Annotated in this window: 16 protein-coding genes; 13 read left to right on the forward strand and 3 right to left on the reverse strand. The window is 40.6% G+C overall.

The genetic code is table 11. The features are described from left to right. The first annotated feature begins 1 nt into the window (after position 1). Positions 2-845, forward strand: a protein-coding gene (locus G3T18_RS12725) for an IS630 family transposase (protein WP_224410936.1) whose coding sequence is annotated in 2 segments (ribosomal slippage) — positions 2-289 and positions 291-845 — 843 coding nt in all. Because the reading frame shifts where the segments join, the coding sequence is not laid out codon by codon here. Next, the gene (locus G3T18_RS12730; protein ID WP_224410937.1) at positions 836-1,678 is read left to right on the forward strand and encodes a hypothetical protein; all 843 of its coding nucleotides are present in this window, start codon (positions 836-838) and stop codon (positions 1,676-1,678) included. The genes G3T18_RS12725 and G3T18_RS12730 overlap by 10 nt, the downstream gene beginning before the upstream one ends. A gap of 16 nt (positions 1,679-1,694) precedes the next feature. On the opposite strand, the gene G3T18_RS12735 is transcribed toward G3T18_RS12730, so the two are convergent. Continuing rightward, positions 1,695-2,306 (reverse strand): hypothetical protein, encoded by a 612-nt coding sequence (locus tag G3T18_RS12735; RefSeq protein WP_224410938.1) that lies wholly within the window; start codon positions 2,304-2,306, stop codon positions 1,695-1,697. A 268-nt stretch (positions 2,307-2,574) separates the two neighbouring features. On the opposite strand from G3T18_RS12735, the gene G3T18_RS12740 reads away from it, so the two are divergent. From G3T18_RS12740 to G3T18_RS12760, 5 genes are all read left to right on the forward strand, one after another. Continuing rightward, on the forward strand, positions 2,575-3,204 hold the full coding sequence (locus G3T18_RS12740) for a L,D-transpeptidase (RefSeq protein WP_224410939.1): 630 nt from the start codon (positions 2,575-2,577) through the stop codon (positions 3,202-3,204). 62 nt (positions 3,205-3,266) lie between these two features. Then, positions 3,267-3,524, forward strand: a complete 258-nt coding sequence (locus G3T18_RS12745) for a MoaD/ThiS family protein (protein ID WP_224410940.1) — start codon at positions 3,267-3,269, stop codon at positions 3,522-3,524. Positions 3,525-3,737: 213 nt separating this feature from the next. Continuing rightward, complete coding sequence (thrC, locus tag G3T18_RS12750) at positions 3,738-5,042, forward strand: threonine synthase (protein ID WP_224410941.1); 1,305 nt, start codon at positions 3,738-3,740, stop codon at positions 5,040-5,042. Between the two features lie 64 nt (positions 5,043-5,106). Further along, on the forward strand, positions 5,107-5,382 hold the full coding sequence (locus G3T18_RS12755; protein ID WP_224410942.1) for a MoaD/ThiS family protein: 276 nt from the start codon (positions 5,107-5,109) through the stop codon (positions 5,380-5,382). Between the two features lie 171 nt (positions 5,383-5,553). After that, positions 5,554-6,072, forward strand: coding sequence for a DUF2996 domain-containing protein (locus tag G3T18_RS12760; RefSeq protein WP_224410943.1), 519 nt, complete (start codon positions 5,554-5,556; stop codon positions 6,070-6,072). Between the two features lie 129 nt (positions 6,073-6,201). Here G3T18_RS12760 and G3T18_RS12765 read toward each other — a convergent pair whose 3' ends face one another. Beyond that, complete coding sequence (locus G3T18_RS12765; protein WP_224410944.1) at positions 6,202-6,720, reverse strand: TM2 domain-containing protein; 519 nt, start codon at positions 6,718-6,720, stop codon at positions 6,202-6,204. Between the two features lie 270 nt (positions 6,721-6,990). Between G3T18_RS12765 and acsF the strand changes: the two genes are divergently transcribed. Beyond that, a complete protein-coding gene (gene acsF, locus G3T18_RS12770; protein ID WP_224410945.1) occupies positions 6,991-8,067 on the forward strand; it encodes a magnesium-protoporphyrin IX monomethyl ester (oxidative) cyclase in 1,077 nt (358 codons plus the stop codon). On the opposite strand, the gene G3T18_RS25560 is transcribed toward acsF, so the two are convergent. Further along, the gene (locus G3T18_RS25560) at positions 8,045-8,395 is read right to left on the reverse strand and encodes a zinc ribbon domain-containing protein (protein WP_318013961.1); all 351 of its coding nucleotides are present in this window, start codon (positions 8,393-8,395) and stop codon (positions 8,045-8,047) included. The genes acsF and G3T18_RS25560 overlap by 23 nt on opposite strands. On the opposite strand from G3T18_RS25560, the gene G3T18_RS12780 reads away from it, so the two are divergent. The 5 genes from G3T18_RS12780 to G3T18_RS12800 all read left to right on the forward strand — a co-directional run bounded on the left by G3T18_RS12780 (position 8,303) and on the right by G3T18_RS12800 (position 19,165). Continuing rightward, a complete protein-coding gene (locus G3T18_RS12780; RefSeq protein WP_224410947.1) occupies positions 8,303-9,457 on the forward strand; it encodes a beta-ketoacyl-ACP synthase in 1,155 nt (384 codons plus the stop codon). The two genes, G3T18_RS25560 and G3T18_RS12780, sit on opposite strands and share 93 nt — an antisense overlap. A gap of 17 nt (positions 9,458-9,474) precedes the next feature. Continuing rightward, complete coding sequence (locus tag G3T18_RS12785) at positions 9,475-10,158, forward strand: hypothetical protein (protein WP_224410948.1); 684 nt, start codon at positions 9,475-9,477, stop codon at positions 10,156-10,158. Between the two features lie 677 nt (positions 10,159-10,835). Continuing rightward, positions 10,836-17,684 (forward strand): PA14 domain-containing protein, encoded by a 6,849-nt coding sequence (locus tag G3T18_RS12790; protein WP_224410949.1) that lies wholly within the window; start codon positions 10,836-10,838, stop codon positions 17,682-17,684. A 76-nt stretch (positions 17,685-17,760) separates the two neighbouring features. Beyond that, on the forward strand, positions 17,761-18,432 hold the full coding sequence (locus G3T18_RS12795) for a Uma2 family endonuclease (protein ID WP_224410950.1): 672 nt from the start codon (positions 17,761-17,763) through the stop codon (positions 18,430-18,432). Between the two features lie 103 nt (positions 18,433-18,535). Continuing rightward, on the forward strand, positions 18,536-19,165 hold the full coding sequence (locus tag G3T18_RS12800) for a hypothetical protein (RefSeq protein ID WP_224410951.1): 630 nt from the start codon (positions 18,536-18,538) through the stop codon (positions 19,163-19,165). The last annotated feature ends 23 nt before the right edge of the window (positions 19,166-19,188 follow it).

Consider the following 19,188-nt stretch of genomic DNA (forward strand, 5'->3'; position numbering starts at 1 on the left):
GATCGCAGCAGTGAAAAGAGGAGAAAAGAAAACACAGGTAAGTCGTTTTTTTAAAATTAGTCGCAACACGTTAGCTCTATGGCTAAAAAAAGAAAGAGAAACAGGAGACTATCAAGCCAGCCCACCTGTAAGAGTAGGAACTGAACCGAAAATTAAAGACCTAGAAAAATTTCGAGAATTTGCCAAAGAAAATAGTGGCAAAACTCAAAAGCAAATGGCTCAATTATGGGGGTGTGGTGCGACGCAACAGAATATTAGTTATGCTTGCCGAAAACTGGGTATAAGCCGAAAAAAAAACTTATGGGTATCGGGAACGAGATGAAGAAAAAAGACGAGAATTTCTTCAAAAACTCGAAAAAATAGAGAAGAGCAGAAAAGTTTATGTAGATGAAGCAGGATTTGATAATCGAGAGGATTACCCATATGGCTACAGCCCAATAGGGGAAAGATGTTATGCACTCAAATCAGGAAAAAAAAGAGAAAGAGTCAGTTGGCTATCAGCATTAAAAGAAGGAAAATTATTGGCTCCTTTAACCTTTGATGGCTCATGTAATAGAGATTTATTTGAAGCCTGGTTAAAGAATTTTTTGCTGCCTGTGCTAGAAACCGGAGACATTATTATTATTGATAATGCCAGCTTTCATAAAGGGGAATCTATTAAAGAACTTGTGGAAAGGGCTGGATGTGAAATTTGGTATCTGCCTACCTATTCTCCCGATTTGAACAAGATTGAAAACTGGTGGGCTGTTTTAAAGACATGGATGAAACAGAGATTACACGAATTTCAAACCGTCAGAGAATGCGTGGATGCTGCCTTTAGGAATTGTCCTAACGTATGCGCGTAGCGCTATATCTCGATGGCATTGGTCAAGCTGAATCCGAATATTTCCCAACAGTAGCCCAATTTATCTCTCATTTGGCTACCCATTTACCAGATAATATTCTGATTATTAAAGGTTTGATTACTTACTCGCCGATGAATCGTCCCTTGACAAAAGGCAGAGTTCTTTCTTTTTTTTGGCGTTTAGCAGATCGCTTACAAAGTTCTAAATCCACAGGCATTTTTGGGGCTTTAATTGCTGCCACAATTAATATTCGCAATACTTTAATTGTTACTGTTTCTGCTGACCAACGCTACGGTCCAATTTATAATCAAGGAACAGCACAAGTAATGTATAACAGTTTAATTGCTCATGGCTATCAATCTGGTAGTGGCGTACCAATTACTCTTCTAGGTTATAGTGGTGGCGGACAAATTGCTATGGGTACTGCACCTTATTTGAAACAAGCACTAGCTGCACCAATTGAAGTTATTTCTATCTCCGGGGTCTTAAGTGGCAATATTAATATCTTAGAATTGGAGCATCTTTATCATCTGGTTGGCGAAAAAGATTTAGTTGAAAAGGAAGGAGCAATCTTTTTTCCACGACGCTGGCGGCTCTTTTTTTTATCCTATTGGAATAAAGCAAAACAACAAGGGAAAATTAGTTTTATTTCTTTAGGTGCTGTGGGTCATAATGGTGCTGGCGGTCCTTTCGATCCGAATCAATTTCTTCGTGATGGTCGCACTCATTTGCAGCAAACTGTGGAATTGGTTGCAGATATTATTCGAGGGCTACCTACTCGAAAAAAAAATACCGCCGTTAAAAAAAACGACAGTATTTCCAAAAAAAGGTGAATGTATATACTTAAATTTACCAAAGTGCGCGGATCGCCGGTTGAACTTGTTGGCGTTCCTCCCTTACTTCTCGCACTTGTTCAACTTCTTCTCGAACTTCAACTTGTTCTCGGACTTCAGGAACAGTTGTTCTTTGTCTGACTCGGGTTTCTTCTTCAATTACTACTCGTTGGCGAACTGTACCTGTTTGCTGTTGTGTCTCAACTCTAGTTTCTGCCGCACGAGTACGCATTCTCGCTTCTAGGGCTGCACTACTCGACTCGGAAACTCGCACCGCCGAACGTCCTGCGAGAGTTACTTCTTGGGCTGCATAAACCATCTCCCCGTCTTCTTCCATCCCTCGGACGCTAAAGGCTACATCCATTTCTCGTCTTAATCCTAGCTCGATCTGATCGAGTTTGGAAATTCTGATATCTTTTAGGTCGCCATCTTCGGTTCTTATCCGGACGATATTACCGACAATCTCTTCGATTTCGCCTTCAATTGTCATGGTTTCACCATTTTCCACTTGACTGATAAGCTGGTTGTCAGGGGTGGAAACATCGGGAAGAGCGATCGCTGCTTCTGTTGCTCCTAGAGAAAGGATCGCAGCTAATCCTACTTTGGCGATAATTTGACGTTTTAACATCCGTTCGCTACCTCACATCTACAATTTTTCCAGACGCAATCGCTCGTTTAAAAGATTCACGCGATCGCGTCTTATCCTTAATCTAAATTACCAGAACTAATTTTACTCGACTCTGTTGGTAATTTAACTTCGGATTGATATAGCATAATCTATAAAAGTCAATAGTTTATTTTTAGCTTGAGCTTTGACTGCGAACATCTACCTTAAGAGAGGAGTCTAAAATCTTAGTTGAAGCTAAAAATTTCCTGAGAACTTAAAAACGATCGAAATGGTAACAGATAAAGGCAAGTTTAAGAATTTTCTGCGGCTTTGTTGTCATGCAGCTATACCGTTAATTTTTTTCCCACCGCAGGTAGAAGCATCAGCCATAAATTCTAACGGCGATCTTGCTACCAACAATATCCTACCTGCAATCCAAATACCAGAGACAAACATACCCGAATTACCACCTCTAGGTGAAGCGGATGAATATCTTCCTCGAGAAGAAAATTTTTCTGAACCTGTTTCTGTTGTTACTCGTTTAGTCATTAAATTAGGATCGCGTCGTGTTTATGTTTATCAAGGTAAAAATGAACTTGTCAGCTATCCAATCGCGATCGGTAGGGCTGGCTGGGAAACTCCTACAGGTAGTTTTCAAGTAATGCAAAAAATGCGCGATCCGGTTTGGGAACATCCTTTAACAGGTGAGTTAGTTCCTCCCGGACCAAATAATCCTTTAGGCGATCGCTGGATCGGTTTTTGGACAGATGGAACTAATTATATTGGCTTTCATGGTACTCCTGACGAACAACTCGTCGGACAAGCAGTTTCTCACGGCTGCATCCGTATGTTTAACCAAGATGTTCGGGCTTTATTTGAAAAGGTAACTGTCGGAACTCCGGTTATTGTCGAACCTTAATTTAGTTACCAATTATCTGCTTTTATTAGTCATCAGTTCCTCATCCCAAATTTTAATTTCCCATGACTAAACCTATTGAAATTACAGTTAAACTTTTTGCTGTTTACCAGGAAGTTTATAAGGTTCCAGAATTGAACTTACAATTTCCTCCTCAAACACCAGTTTCTACTGTTTTAGATCGTTTGCTATCCGAACATCCCGAACTCGAAAAATGGCGCGATCTAACTCGTTTTGGCATTAATTTACAATTTGTTGAACCAGATCGACTTTTACAAGAGGGGGATGAAGTTGTTTTGATTCCTCCGGTTAGCGGTGGCTGATTTTCACGTAGCCGCATTTAATTGTAGAGACGTTGCATTTTAGTCTCTACATCAGTTAAGAGTATCTCGTCTCCCAGTCCCCAATCCCCAATCCCCAGTCCCCAATCCCCAGTCCTCAACTAATCCCGACAAAAAAAGTCGGGTATGATTGACTGGCTTTTTTGTCTGTGTTACTATCAGGCGACGAGAGATGGAAAAAGAGAGAAAACTAAGATGACCCAGGCAATTGAAACCAAGAAAATCAAGACTACAGCCAACTTCGACAAGTTAATCTGTAAAGAATGCGGCGCAGAATACGAACCAAAGGCATTGCACGTCTGTGAGTTTTGTTTTGGTCCGTTGGAAGTAAGCTATAACTATGATGCGATTCGCACTCAGGTTTCTCGCGAAAGTATTGCTAAAGGACCAAATTCGATTTGGCGCTATCGCGATTTCTTACCTGTAGCCAGCGATAATTTCATCGATGTCGGTACGGGAATGACACCATTGGTGAAGTCGAACCGCTTGGCAAGACGCTTGGGGCTAAAAAATCTTTATATTAAAAATGATGCCGTAAATATGCCTACCCTGAGCTTTAAAGATCGGGTGGTATCCGTGGCTTTGAGTCGCGCTAGAGAATTAGGTTTTTCGACAGTTTCCTGCGCTAGTACGGGTAACTTAGCTAATTCTACCGCCGCGATCGCCGCTCACGCAGGTCTAGAATGTTGCGTGTTTATTCCTGCTGACTTGGAAGCTGGCAAAGTTCTCGGTACGCTAATTTATAATCCTACAGTTATGGCAGTTAAAGGCAACTACGACCAAGTTAATCGCCTTTGCTGTGAAGTCGCCAATACACATGGTTGGGGATTTGTCAACATTAATTTACGTCCTTATTATTCCGAAGGATCGAAAACATTAGGCTTTGAAGTCGCCGAACAACTCGGTTGGAAACTACCCGATCGCGTCGTCGTTCCCATCGCTTCAGGATCGCAATACACGAAAATATATAAAGGCTTCCAAGAACTAATTAAAGTTGGTTTAGTCGAAGACAAAGAAGTTCGTTTCAGTGGCGCACAAGCAGAAGGTTGTTCCCCCGTCGCCCAAGCATACCAAGAAGAAAGAGACTTCGTCACCCCAGTTAAGCCGAATACGATCGCCAAATCAATCGCGATCGGCAACCCAGCCGACGGTGTTTACGCCTTAGAAATAGCCAGAAAAACAAACGGTCAAATTGAATCCGTCACCGATGCCGAAATCGTCGAAGGAATGAAACTTTTAGCCGAAACCGAAGGTATTTTCACCGAAACCGCAGGGGGAACCACGATCGCCGTGCTGAAAAAACTTGCCGAAGCAGGTAAAATCGATCCCGACGAAACCACCGTTGCTTACATCACCGGAAACGGACTGAAAACCCAAGAAGCAGTCCAAGGTTACATCGGCGAACCCCTGACAATCGATGCTCAATTAGATAGCTTCGAGCGAGCTTGGGAACGGGCGCAAACCCTCGAACGCCTAGAATGGCAACAAGTGTTAATCTAGTAAATTGTTTGCTTGACAACTTCAAAAACTATAATCTTTTAATTCACGAAGAGAGCGATCGTCTATGGCTGTTAAAGTATTAATTCCCACCGCGTTGCAAAAATTCACCGAAAATCAAGCAGTAATCGAAGCTACAGGTACTAATGTAGCCGAATTACTCGACGCTTTAGAAACAAGTTGTCCCGGTTTCAAAGGACGACTGCGCGACGAAAGCGGACAACCGCGCCGCTTTTTGAACTTATACGTCAATAGTGAAGATATTCGCTTTCTCGACGGAACCAAAACCCAACTTAATGACGGCGACGAAGTTAGCATCGTTCCTGCGGTAGCTGGTGGTTGAAAAGGAAAAGTAGGGTGGGCAACAGCCCACTCTGCTTAACTTTGGGTAAAATAGGATATTCTAGTTGCACTCTAGAAGTGTCAAGCGTCGCAAATCAATCAATTGAATTACTTGAAAGTAATATTTCTCAACGGCTAAAACAACGCAACTACAAACCTATCGTTATTAAAAATGGCAGAAGAGAACAACCAGAACCAAGAAAAAGAGCAAAATAATCAACAGCAAGCTGACGAAAAAACAGCGAAAGCTCAAGCTGCTAAAGAAAAGAAAGCTGCTGCTGCGAAAGCGAAAGCGAAAGCGAAAAAAGAAAAGCCTCCTGCACCAGAAGATAAACCTTTTCCTCAGTTTATCGAAGAAGAGTATAAACCCGCCCTGAAAGAGGCACTTGCTCAACAAGGTATCGAAGATATCGAACTAACTTTTACTAAAGATAAACTGCCGATTGTCGGAGCTGGTAACGATGAATGCTGGCAAGTTATTGGCAATTGGCAAAATGGAAAACGACAGTTTAATGTTTATTTCCTGGAAGAAGATATCAAAGGACAAAAAGCATTTTCTTGGGCGGTTAACGGTCGTAAACCCAGCACAATCGAATCGTTTATGATTGACGAACGTCGGATAAATTTAGACTTGTTAGTTTTTTATACTTTGCAACGCTTAAACGGTCAAAAGTGGCTCGTAAGAAATTAATTTTTGCTCCATCGGGGACAAGTTTTTCAGTTACCAGTTATCACGTAGCCGCATTTACCAGTTGATACTTTAATTCTTCCTTGTCTTCCCCCTCTTCCCCATCCCCAATCCCCAATCCCCAATCCCCAATCACAGTTCTAAAAAGTTATAAATCACTACGCCATTAAGCGGATGATTTTCTATCCCAACATAACCCTTTGTGACCATTTCATTTAAAGCTGCTTCTACTTGTTCAAAGCTAACTTCGGTATCGATAACTGCTTGCGTAACAGAAATTTTACCTCCGCGTACTTGAGCAGCTTTTGCCAACTCGATCATTAGTTGTTCTTTCGGTATATCCTGTTGAATAGGAGATTGTACTGGTGGTTGGTATTGATTGGTTGGTGAATATAGACTCGCACTGACCGCTTGATTGTATAAAGGTACGCCATTAGGTGCTAAACCCAGTCGGTTTCTGATTTTTAGGTTGTGTTCGTTGACCATGTTGGGAATCAAGACAAAATCAATAAATTGTCCGACTCCAAATAAACCCCAAGTACACATCCACAAAAATCCGGAGGCAAGTTTTTTGTTATATAAGCGGTGGAGTCCTCCGAGTCCAAAAAACCAACCTAGCCAAAATAAATAGCTGGTGCCAATATCGTTCATTTGTCGCTTTGATAGTAGAGAAAACTTCACTGTTGTCGGTTGCTACTCTTTAACCTTAGCTTGTTTCTCTGAAAGTTGAACTAATCGCTTAATGTTACAGAATTTTACTAAAGCGTTGTAACTCTTAACGAAAACAGGTTTAATTACTACTTTAGAGATTGGTAGACTTAAACCGAGCCGAGGAATAAGCAACGAGGAGATTGGCTAAAGCAAATTGGTCGCGCCAAATCGCCAGCACGAAGATAAAAAACCAGAAGGAAGCAAAAAGATATGGTAAATACGCTTAAAAAACCAGATTTTGAAGAAATTCGACCGGGGATTAAAGCCCCAACTAAGGATACATTACTGACACCGAGGTTTTATACGACTGATTTCGATGAGATGGCGAAGATGGATATCTCGCCGAATGAAGATGAGTTGATGGCGATTTTAGAAGAGTTTCGCGCTGATTATAATCGCTATCATTTTGTCCGGGATGAGGAGTTTAATCAATCTTGGGATTGTATTGATGGCGAAACTCGTCGCTTGTTTATTGAGTTTTTGGAGCGTTCTTGTACGGCGGAGTTTTCTGGTTTTCTACTGTATAAGGAGTTGGGACGGCGGTTGAAGGAGAAAAATCCTCCTTTGGCTGAGTGTTTTACGCTGATGTCGCGAGATGAAGCGCGTCACGCTGGTTTTTTGAATAAAGCGATGGCAGATTTCGATCTGTCGTTGGATTTGGGATTTTTAACCAAAAATAAGAAATATACCTTTTTTAAGCCGAAGTTTATCTTTTACGCTACTTATCTGTCGGAGAAGATTGGTTATTGGCGTTATATCACGATTTATCGCCATTTGGAAAAGCATCCAGAAGACCGCGTTTATCCGATTTTCCGCTTCTTTGAAAATTGGTGTCAGGATGAAAATCGCCACGGTGACTTTTTTGATGCGATTATGCGATCGCAGCCGGAAATTTTACGGGATTGGAAAGCGAAGTTGTGGTGTCGTTTCTTCTTGCTGTCGGTGTTCGTGACGATGTATCTTAACGATATTCAGCGTTATGGGTTCTATGCGGCAATTGGTTTGGATGCTCGTAGCTACGATAAGGAAGTGATTGAGAAGACAAATGATACCGCAGGACGAGTTTTCCCGGTGATTTTGGATGTGCATAATCCGGAATTTTACGATCGCCTGGAAGTTTGTGTCAAAAATAACGAGCAGCTACGCGCGATCGCTGATTCTCAAACACCGAAATTCTGGCAGTTGTTCCGTAAGTTACCTTACTACGTCTCAAATGGCTGGCAATTCTTGCGTTTGTATTTGATGAAGCCGATTGATGCTACTGCTACTCACGGTGTCGTACGGTGACATCCTCTTCGTATTGACATTCAGGACAAGAATGTACTCTATCTGAGTGTTCTTTCCTCACCGTGATTCCACAGTTAGGACAAGTTTGAGAAGTTCCTTTGTGGTTTACTTCTCCCACAAATACCCCTCTCCTGTTAAATTTTTTCACGTCTGGGCTTGAGTGGTTTAAAGTAAAAGCGGTTCTGTTTTTGACGGAACCGTTTTTTGTGCTTGACTTTTTAGCAGATTCGTGGTAATGAAAAAAGTTACCCTCAATGAGATGGATGAAAAGATAGTCGCAGTTGTCGGTATGGGTATGGTAACAGCCTTGGGGAACAACATCTCTCACACTTGGCAACGGTTACTGCTTGGGGAAACAGGTATTAGTTTGCAGCAGCCTTTCCCAGAGTTACCCAAGCTACCTTTAGCGACAGTTACGCCTCGTCCAACATCGCCTCTGGTATTGTTAGAACAGGCGCTAGAGATGGCTTTAGCTGATGCAGGTTACAAAACCCCCTTAGAAAATTGCGGTGTTGTAATTGGCTCAAGTCGCTCTCAGCAAGGACTTTGGGAAAAATGGGCGGCGGGAAATTATTTAGAAAGAGAATTTCCTTGGTTGTCAAGCTTACCTCAGATGTTAGCCATAGAAGTAGCAAAGAAATTAGGGGTAACAGGATTAGTTAGTAGTCCAAATGCAGCTTGTGCCACAAGTCACTGGGCGATCGCTCAAGCTGTAGAATGGTTACAAACCCAAAAATGTCAGCGAGTCATTCTTGGTGCGGTTGAGTCTTGTATTTCCCCTTTAAATATTGCAGGTTTCGCTAAACTCGGCGCATTAGCAAAAACCAAAGCATCTCCTTTCGACAAACAACGAGAAGGGATGGTATTAGGAGAAGGTGCGGCGGTATTAGTTTTAGAATTGCAACCAATAGCTCATTTTCGCCAAAGCAAAACTTATGGGCGTATTTTAGGCTTCGGTTTGAGTAACGACGCTTATCATCGTACCGCCTTAGACCCAGATTACCAAACTGCCGCCACAGCAATTAAAAATTGTTTGCAGCGTAGTCAGATAGCCACCGAGCAAGTAAGCTTTATTCATACTCACGGCACAGGTACTCGACTCAACGACCAGAGAGAAGCTAACTTAATTAAAGCAGTGTTTCCTAACCACACCTTTATTATCTCAACCAAAGGAGCAACTGGTCATACCCTCGGCGCTTCCGGGATGCTTGGTACAGTTTTCTCATTATTAACTTTACAACAACAAATCTTACCTCCTTGTGTTGGCTTGGAAAAACCAGAGTATAATTTAAACTTTGTGCGAGAAGCCCAAACTGCATCCCTAGAAACAGCACTTTGTTTAAGTTTTGGTTTTGGCGGACAAAATGCAGTTATAGCTTTCGGAAATTAAAAGTTAAACTATTTTTTATGCGCTTAATTAATTTTACTTGTAATTTATTAGTATTTGGGCTAACTGCAACCATCGCTGCTCCCGCTTTGAGTCAAACCCCAGCCGAACAACTAGAATTAGACCCAGAAATAATCGAAAATAGTCCCGTTTTACAGCGTTGGCTAGAAGAAGTTCCCAACGTTTTAGAAGATATTGAAAACGACCCCAGTTTTCGCACCAGAGTCCGTTTTGGTTACTCTCAATTTCCTTCAACTGACGAAGCAGGAGGATTTATTGTTGGTGTCGAAGATATATTTCTTGGTCGCACTAATTTTACACTCAGTGGCGATTATCAAGCTAGTTTCAACGGTGAAAGAGAAAGTTATGGCGCCGATTTAAATTATTATCTCCTTCCCTTGGGTAGTTATGTCAATCTTGCACCAGTCGCTGGTTATCGCTACATCGAAAGCGAAAATTATTCCACAGATGGTGTTAATCTTGGCGCAAAATTACAGTTAGCTTTATCTCGTACTGGTGCAGCAGACATTGTTTTCAATCAAACTTTTATTTCTCCCGGAAGCAGAGACGAAGTAGGTATAACATCCATTTCAGTTAGCTATGCTGTAACTCGCAATTTGCGGCTATCTGCCGATCTTGAAAAACACAATTCTCGTGAAGAAAAAGATAGTCGAGTCGGTATTGTTTTTGAGTGGATGCCTTGAGGAGAAAGTCTTGCTTAGCTTATTGGAATTAGCCTCGACAATAACTTGAATTAAGGACGTCGTTCTGTTCTGTTTAGTTCTTAGTCTTTTGAGCAGAAGGGCAATGACACTGTATTGAAGAAAACATCAAGGGCATATAGCAGCGAACAGTAAACGATAGCAAGGTTTTCCGAAAATGAGGATCTCAACAGCCAACTCGTTCTCTGCTATAGCAAGAGCTTACCGCTACTTAGCATTTCATCAAGATTATCATTATTAATCAGTTTCCTGATACAAGGGTTGATTGTCCACTACCAGTCTTGCTTTCAACCCGCTTGTCACCCCCCTTTCAAGGAAACTCCCAATTTTCACCTCATTGTAAATATTTATGAAGATTTCGGAAACTTGGCATAAAACTCAATGCTTTTTTCCGAAACCTAATTGTCAAGGGTCATCACACTAGGAGGAAAACACTTACCACCAAAAGCCTTTATTTCTAGTTAATAAACCCTAGCTTTAAATAGCTATATAAATTTTTTAATAAGAACGTCTTTTGAATAGCAAGCTATTTGTTTATTCGCTCGACGAACAACTTTTTCTTGTTAAAAAATAGCCAAATAATCTTTATTGAATCTTTAAAAAAACACCCAGAAAAAGCGATTAAAATTACAGATAAAGCAAATAACTTCAGTATAAACATGGAAGAACCGCAGCACTTTCTCCAGGAATCTACCAATTATCTAGGAAATAACTTAGATAACACCTTATTAAGCAATAGCTTTCCGCACCAGCCTTTAGAACCAAATAGCAATAGCATTGGTTCTACCGAAACTTATTCCCTAAGCGAACACAATTTAGAATCTCTGCAAGTAGAAGATAACTCTACAAACCCACTTTTTCCCCAAAAACAGATAGAAATTTACTCACCAACAAATGAAATTTACCGTAACGACTACTTACTTGGTAATAGCGAAGGAGTAAATACCAAAACTATTACCAACGGTTTAAAAGCAGAATATTACAATAATATCGATTTCACCGATCCTGTCCTAACTCGCATCGATGAAACAGTTAACTTTAATTGGAGAAAAAAATCACCAGATCGAGCAATAGAATCTGATACTTTTAGCGTGCGTTGGACAGGACAAATCGAAGCCCCAACAACCGAAAATTATACTTTTTATCTCACTTCAGATGATGGCGTAAGATTGTGGATAAACGATCGATTAATTATTAACAATTGGACAGACCATGCACCAACAGAAAACTCAGGGAGCATCCAGCTTGAAGCTGGAGAAAAATACGACATTCGACTAGATTACTATGAAAATCAAGGCGGTGCAGTTAATAGGCTATCATGGTCAAGCCCTTCAACCGAGAAAGAAATTATTCCCACAGAAAGACTCTTTTCTAGTTTAGCAGAACCAATAGCGCCAGGAGAAGGTGCTGGCTTAATAGCCGAATACTTTGATAACTCAAACTTCAGCAATCCTGTCCTTACCAGAACAGACGAAACAATTGACTTTAACTGGAAATATGGTTCTCCCGATGACAAGATTAAAACCGATACTTTTAGCGTACGCTGGAAAGGAAAAATCCAACCACGCTACGACGAAACTTATACTTTTTATACCAACTCAGACGACGGTGTGAGACTGTGGGTAAATGGAGAATTACTTATCGATAATTGGACAGTTCACCCAACCACAGAAGACCATAGTAAAATCACCTTAGAAGCTGGAAAATTATACGACCTTAAACTTGAATATTACGAACATCAAGGCGGCTCAAATATTCAACTATTGTGGTCGAGTGCATCACAAATCAAAGAAATTATTCCTACCTCTCAGCTTTATCCAATCGTACCAGAACCACCAGAACGAGGTAAAGGAACAGGTTTACAAGCCGAATATTTTGACAACTCAGATTTTACTGATTTAGCATTAACTCGGATCGATCCCACAGTAGATTTTGACTGGGGTTTGGACTCTCCAGATGAAACTATCGAACGCCAAACTTATAGCGTGCGTTGGACAGGAAAAGTACAACCACTTTATAGCGACTACTATACATTTTCCACCTTCGCTGATGATGGAGTCCGTTTGACAGTAAATGGTGAATTATTAATTAATGATTGGACAATTCATCCTACCCAAGAAAACAATGGTGAGATTTGGTTAGAAGCAGGAAGATTGTACGATCTAGAGTTAGAATACTATGAAAATTGGGGACGATCCGACGTTCAGCTTTTATGGTCGAGTGAACTGCAAGATCGAGAGATAATTCCCACATCTCAACTGTATCCAGTGGGACCAGGATCGTTATCAGATTCATTGCTTTTACTAGCTTATGAAATTTATAATCCCCAGGAAGAAGTAGAATTTTTTGCGAAAATTTTCGATACTGATGGTGTCAGCGATCTAGCAGCAGTAGACTTGTGGTTGCAAAAAGATTTTACTGAGTGGATTGAATTAGAAGACGTTACTGAATTTAGTCCTGATAGTAATAATCCAAATGCAACTAGATTTACTTACGATCTACCAGAATTAGAACCAGGACGCTATCAGTTATTTGCAACCGTTTACAACCAAGCAAATCAACCCCAAGAAACTTTAATTGAGACTTTCACAGTTCTCTCACTTCCAGAAGAAGTAGAATTAAGCGATCGCGTCAAAGTAGCCATCGAAAGATCCGCTAACTTAGATAACTACGACCCCGAAGCATTAGCAGCAACTACAGAATGGGTAGTTAGCGTCCAATCTGGACTATCTGCAACCGAATTAGCTACTAGTTTCTCAGCCTCGAATTTAGGTGAAACCGGACATATTCCTAATACCTACATTTGGGAATTTCCTTCAGATATCGATCCTTTTGCAATAGCTGATAAATTAGCTTCAGTAGCAGGGGTAGAATTTGCTTACCCTTTAGTTGAATTCCCTGTCAATTGGAATGCACCAATGAATGAACCATACGTCGCTAATCAAAGACAGTGGCATTTATATAATGCTAAAGTTACTGATGCGTGGCAAAATCATCAAGTAACAGGTAAAGATGTAATTATTGGTGTTGTTGATGATGGTTTCGGAATCGAAGATCCACAGCAAAACCTATACAACCATTGGGATTTCGATAACTATCGACCGGATTTGAGTTATGATTTTGACGAGGAAGATGAGTATCCTTCACCAATTCTGAAGAATACCATTAACTTCAAAAATGTAGCAGATTCCCTTTTAGATATTGAGTCAAATATTTTGGATTTTTCTCCAAGCTTTTTGTCCGGGTTTATTCAAGATTTAACTCTGAATATAGATATTCAGCATAATGCAGTAGGAGACTTAGAATTTTATCTCGTAAGTCCACTTTTACAAGGAGAAATAAACCCGAAAGAGTTTCAAGTGAGAAATATAGGTAATGAGCAATTATCTCTACAAATCAACGAATTTAATGGTCGGAAAGCAGACGGGATTTGGCAGTTAAAAGTTATAGATAATCAACCGGGAGACGATCGCTCGGGAATTATTGAACATTTATCCCTGGATTTTACTACTATCAATTTACACGGTACAGCCGTTGCGGGAGTAGCCGCAGCTAATGGAAATAATAATCGAGGTGGAAGTGGAGTTGCTCCAGATGCACAATTTGCTGGTATCCGAATGGGTGCTGACGGAGTTTCAGAAATTGAAATTACTAATGCTCTTAAACACCACAATCAGGAAATTGATATTTACAACAATAGTTGGGGATTAGGATTTTTTGATATTTTGCCCGGTACTGAATTTATCTTCGATCGAGTGATAGATATTGGGAGAAATGGACTAGGTAATATCTATGTGTTTGCGGGAGGAAATGGAGGTAATCTAGACGGTTTAGAAAATCGTGGTAATGTTAACTATAACAGTCATGCCAACTCTCGTCACACGATCGCTGTTGCCGCGATCGACCGTCAAGGTCGTCAAGCTGTTTATAGCGAAAGAGGAGCGCCACTCTTAGTTTCTGCTTATTCTCAAGGAAAAAAAGGCGACATCGGTATTACCACAACTCACTTAAATCAAGAAGGTTATACTGACGATTTTGGAGGTACTTCCGCATCTGCACCCCAGGTTTCGGGTATAGTTGCACTGATGTTGTCAGCTAATCCCCAACTGAGTTGGCGAGATGTGCAGCATATATTGGTAGAAACTGCACAGAAAAACGATCCACAAGACGAAGAATGGCAGCAAAATGGAGCCGGACGCTGGATCAATCATAAATATGGTTTTGGTGCAGTGGATGCAGCCGCCGCAGTGGAATTAGCCCAAAATTGGCAACCTATTCGTCAGGAAGTTTCGATTAATGAATATATGCCAGTAGGTGAACACATACCCGCCGCTCCCGAAAATGAGGAGGATAATCTTCAGCCAATAACTTCAACAATTGAGATTGAAAACTCAGAAGAAAATTTGATGGTTGAATGGGTAGAAGTTGTTTTTAATAGCAATCATCGCTATTTAGGTGAGTTAGAAATTGTCCTCGAACATACTTACACTAACTCGGAGGGAGAAACGATAACTACCGAATCTATTTTGGCTGAACCACACTTAAATAACGAAAAATATGGAGGAGACAAGCATAACGAATATCTTTGGACATTCACTTCTGCGCGTCACTGGGGCGAATCTTCCGAAGGCGAATGGTCGTTGCGAGTAACGGATACTATTTATCGTAATGATACTGAAAATAGAGATCATGCTCGCCGAAAATTTAATTATTGGACTGATTGGAAGCTGAATATTTACGGTACGACAGAAAACACTCCTCCAGAAATAGATTCTATTGCGACAATGGCTGTTGCTACTGAAAATGAACCTTTTACCATTACTTACGCTGATTTATTAGCTGCTTCTGATGCTACTGATGCAGATGGAGATGCGATTGTTTTCCAAATAGAAGAGACAATTTCTGGTACTTTGCTCAAAAATGGTAATCCGGTTGACGCTGGAGAAACTACTCTAGCTGAAGGTGAAGAAATTGTGTGGATACCTGATACGGCTGGAGACGCAATTGAAGCTTTCACCGTTAAAGCTTTTGATGGAATTAATTACTCGCTCGATACAGCTACTACCTTTATCGAGACAATTTCCAAATCAAATATTTGGAATTATACGATCGATCCTACCTACGATAGTATTGCTGGTGATGGCAACGGTAATCTTGATGTTGGTGAGACAATTTATGAAATTTACGGGATGGGAATGAGTGAAGATGAGGATAGTGTTTGGGTAGCGATTAATACTAATTTGCCAATTACGGGAAGAGAAACCGGACCCATACTTAATGATTTTACAATTAGCAATGGTAATATCGGTTGGGGCGATTTATTCTTTGATTTCTCTGGGTTAGGAGATTTCCAACAAGCTAACGGTGAATTATTTGGAATTCGCTTTGCTGGTACTAATGATTCTCAAGTAGGTAGTACCGGAGTTTATAGTAACGTTACAGCAGTTAGTGTGGTTCCCGATAACGCAGGTTGGTCAAATTTCTGGAATCATAATGCTAAAGTTCAAGAAGTCACTGAACAACCAGCAATGCACGGGGAATTAGCTTGGAATGATGATTATTATCGTGCTTTTAGTAGCGAACAAGGTTCTTGGGATCGACCAGAAAGTTTAGTTCCTAATATAATTCAATCCGGAACAAAAATAGGCGATATTGAGTTGTTAGACTCTTTCCAATTAACCGAAGCTGGTTTCAATTTGAGTCAATTACCAGCAACAGGTAATCTTACATTTGGCTTTAAGTTTGACAAATCTTTGTTACCTGGAGGCGAATTTATTGCAACCTTAATTAGTGAATGTAATAATGACGCGATCGCATTCCAGGGAGAAATGAGTATTCCTACTAATCGCTGGAATGCTAGTTTCCTCAACATCGATGATAATCTTCAAGATCCTCTCACCTATGACTTTAGCAACCCAGTTGCAACTCTCGATCTTGGAGAACAAGGAGAAAATGGCAAAATTGAGCTTGTTAACGACTGGGGGATAGCTAGTCCCGATCCTGCGGTTCAAAATGATTATTTTGCGATGGATGCTTGGACTCGCACCAATTTTGAGGCTGACAAACTCTACAAAATTACGACTAAATCCGATGACGGTACGTGGTTTAGGTTACAGAATACCGAGACAGGGGAATGGATTGATAATTTAGTCGATGGTAACGATGGTGGAGATTGGATTCCAGAGAAATTTGGCGATCGCACAATTCTCTTCAAGGTTCCTGAATCTGGTGAGTACGATTTCCACCTTCTCTATCACGAACAAGCTGGTAATGCGAAAGTCGATTTCAATCTCGAAGAAGTAACTTTCTTCACCGAACCAGTTGAAGAAAGGGAAGAATGGACAGCTAACTTTTTCTGGTTCGATCGTCAGTTAGGAAATACACCCCCAGCAGATTTTCAAGCAACTTTAGGAGGAATAACTGATGAAATTGGCGTAGTAAATCTGGGTGCTAATACTCGTAGTGATTCTTACGAAGGCATTTATTTCGATTGGCAAACCAATTCTCCTAACAACGATTTGCGTCTCCCAGATAACAACTTTATTATTGATGCTTCAACTGATGCTTATTTCCAAGCTGGAAGAATCTATAAAACTCAGGTACAAGGTGATGATGGTTTCCAATTACTTGCTCAAAATCAAGATAGCAAGGAATGGGTTTATATTACTCCGGAAAAACAATGGCAACAAGCTTATGGAGATGCGGAATTTATTCAGTTTACTGTACCGGAAAGTGGCTGGTATGATTTCCACTTCTACTATTACGAAGAACGGGGTAATGCTATCTTTGACTTAGCTTGGAAACCAGAAGACTTTAGTGGGAATGTAATTGCTACCGATGGCGCTAATGTACGTCCCGATCCTAGCACTGAAAACCCACCAGTTGCTACCTTAAATTATGGCACAAGTTTATCTTTCGATAATTTGATAGAAGGTGAGTTTGTTGACTATACCGGAGATCCACAAATAGGAATAGCAAGCTCAATTTGGTATCGTATTGAAGGAACAGATAACTGGATTTCATCAACACTTATTGGCGAAACTTCCAGACAACCAAGTGGAGTTGTAACTGCAACTGTTAATCGAGTAAAAAGCATAGATGACTTTGATGGTGGAAGTAATCTTCCTGATTTCTTTTCCGAACTAACTATTAATGGCGATCTTTGGACAAGTCTTGTGGAAAGAAACGAAGACGATATTAGTCTTAATTGGCAGTCGGAGCAAGAGGTAGCCAAGATAACTGACAATAAAGTTCCAATTACAATTAAAATCAAGGAGGAAGATGTGATTGATATAGGTATTGAGGAATTTACTATCAATACAGATGTTGATATTAACCCGGCTTCTGGTATTAAGGAGATTAACCTCAACTTAGACTTATTAACGGGTGAAATTAGCGGTTCTGGAATTAACGCGATCGCCGGAGAACAAATTCATCTTATCGGTGCGGGGGATAGCGATCGCGCTGAGATTTGGTTCACTATCGACTGGAAACCTAACTTTAGTTGAGGTTAGCGATCGAGAAAAGATTTCGCACTTAAAGTTAAAGTGGCAGTTTGATTAAATCCTCAGATAGGCGCACGATATGGTAAGACAATTACAATCTCAAACTTCAACAAAAGTCATCTATCCCGATAGTGACGGTCAACCAATGGCAGATAATACTGTTAAATTTCGCTGGATTGTCATTATCAAAGAAAACCTTGAATTACTGTTTGCTGACGATCCGAATGTTTTTATTGCTGGAGATTTGTTGTGGTATCCCGTAGAAGGAGACAACACAATTCGCAAAGCGCCAGATGTCATGGTAGTTTTTGGTAGACCAAAAATAGACCGAGGTTCTTACCAACAGTGGTTAGAAAATAATCTTGCTCCGCAAGTAGTGTTTGAAATTCTTTCTCCTAGTAATAGGTTGACCGAAATGGCGCAAAAACTAGAATTTTATGACCGCTACGGGGTCGAAGAATACTATCTCTACGATCCCGAAAAAGTAGACTTAAGCGTTTGGCTGCGTCAGCGCGATCGCCTCAGTACAATTTCGTCTCCGGCTGGTTGGACGAGTCCCAGATTGGGAATTCGCTTTGAACTCACCGCAGACGAACTAGAGATTTTTACTCCTACCGGAGAGCGATTTCTCAGCTACGTGCAACTAGCGCAGTTAAGGAAACAAGCCGAACAGCGAGCCGAACAAGCCGAATCGCGCATAAGAAAGCTAGAAGCACGGTTACGGGAATTAGGAGTCGATCCGGAACGGTAGTGAATTTCTGCCCAAAATTAAGTTTTGTAACAAATAAGACTTTCACGCATAAAAATAGCTTTTCTGCACAAGAGATCTAAATAGTAACCCAGGAGATTGCAAAATGGTTAGTTGGTCTATCGAAGAATCGGATTATCAAGGTACGACAGGTTGGAGTTTTGATACTTCTAGCAGTGGATATCTGCAAATTCAGCCGAATGGTGGTGGCTCTGAACCTACTGCTGTACCTTTTCTCTGGTGGAATGCTAGAAGAAGTAATTATGTCCACGGATTCAACTGGTGGGAAGATTACGACTTTGGTACAGTCCAGAATTCCACGAATTCTTTACTAGAAAATTCACGTTTTATCAAGTTTGAATCTGATGAAGTTCCTGATGAAATCTACTATTTAGTTCTACCCGATCTCGATACCGATTTCTTTATTAATTTGGCTAGTGAATCGCTCGATATAGACAGCTACGATCCTAGTTACGAAAGCGGATTTTTTGATAATATTCTTAGCCGCGAGTATAGCTTAAATGTCGAATACTCACAACCACAACTAGAAATTACCGATTTCTGTCAAACTATTCAATGTCAGGTAACACCCTTACCTCCCGATCCGACTAATACTACTGTTCCCGAACCTAGTTCTACTTTTAGTATCTTAGGATTAGCGGCTATCTTCTTCGTAATAATTATCAAGCGCAGTTTATTACCAAAGCGGAGTAAAATCTTTTCTAGTCAGCGATAACAATCAACACTAGAAAGTTCGGG

The sequence above is a fragment of the Oscillatoria salina IIICB1 genome, assembly GCF_020144665.1.
Taxonomy (GTDB): Bacteria; Cyanobacteriota; Cyanobacteriia; order Cyanobacteriales; family SIO1D9; genus IIICB1.

What these genes read in the sequence shown, in the direction of transcription:
- G3T18_RS12730 (WP_224410937.1), top strand. Translation starts at nt 836, where the DNA reads ATGCGCGTAGCGCTATATCTCGATGGCATTGGTCAAGCTGAATCCGAA.
- G3T18_RS12735 (WP_224410938.1), bottom strand. Translation starts at nt 2,306, where the DNA reads ATGTTAAAACGTCAAATTATCGCCAAAGTAGGATTAGCTGCGATCCTT.
- G3T18_RS12740 (WP_224410939.1), top strand. Translation starts at nt 2,575, where the DNA reads ATGGTAACAGATAAAGGCAAGTTTAAGAATTTTCTGCGGCTTTGTTGT.
- G3T18_RS12745 (WP_224410940.1), top strand. Translation starts at nt 3,267, where the DNA reads ATGACTAAACCTATTGAAATTACAGTTAAACTTTTTGCTGTTTACCAG.
- thrC (WP_224410941.1), top strand. Translation starts at nt 3,738, where the DNA reads ATGACCCAGGCAATTGAAACCAAGAAAATCAAGACTACAGCCAACTTC.
- G3T18_RS12755 (WP_224410942.1), top strand. Translation starts at nt 5,107, where the DNA reads ATGGCTGTTAAAGTATTAATTCCCACCGCGTTGCAAAAATTCACCGAA.
- G3T18_RS12760 (WP_224410943.1), top strand. Translation starts at nt 5,554, where the DNA reads ATGGCAGAAGAGAACAACCAGAACCAAGAAAAAGAGCAAAATAATCAA.
- G3T18_RS12765 (WP_224410944.1), bottom strand. Translation starts at nt 6,720, where the DNA reads ATGAACGATATTGGCACCAGCTATTTATTTTGGCTAGGTTGGTTTTTT.
- acsF (WP_224410945.1), top strand. Translation starts at nt 6,991, where the DNA reads ATGGTAAATACGCTTAAAAAACCAGATTTTGAAGAAATTCGACCGGGG.
- G3T18_RS12780 (WP_224410947.1), top strand. Translation starts at nt 8,303, where the DNA reads ATGAAAAAAGTTACCCTCAATGAGATGGATGAAAAGATAGTCGCAGTT.
- G3T18_RS12785 (WP_224410948.1), top strand. Translation starts at nt 9,475, where the DNA reads ATGCGCTTAATTAATTTTACTTGTAATTTATTAGTATTTGGGCTAACT.
- G3T18_RS12790 (WP_224410949.1), top strand. Translation starts at nt 10,836, where the DNA reads ATGGAAGAACCGCAGCACTTTCTCCAGGAATCTACCAATTATCTAGGA.
- G3T18_RS12795 (WP_224410950.1), top strand. Translation starts at nt 17,761, where the DNA reads ATGGTAAGACAATTACAATCTCAAACTTCAACAAAAGTCATCTATCCC.
- G3T18_RS12800 (WP_224410951.1), top strand. Translation starts at nt 18,536, where the DNA reads ATGGTTAGTTGGTCTATCGAAGAATCGGATTATCAAGGTACGACAGGT.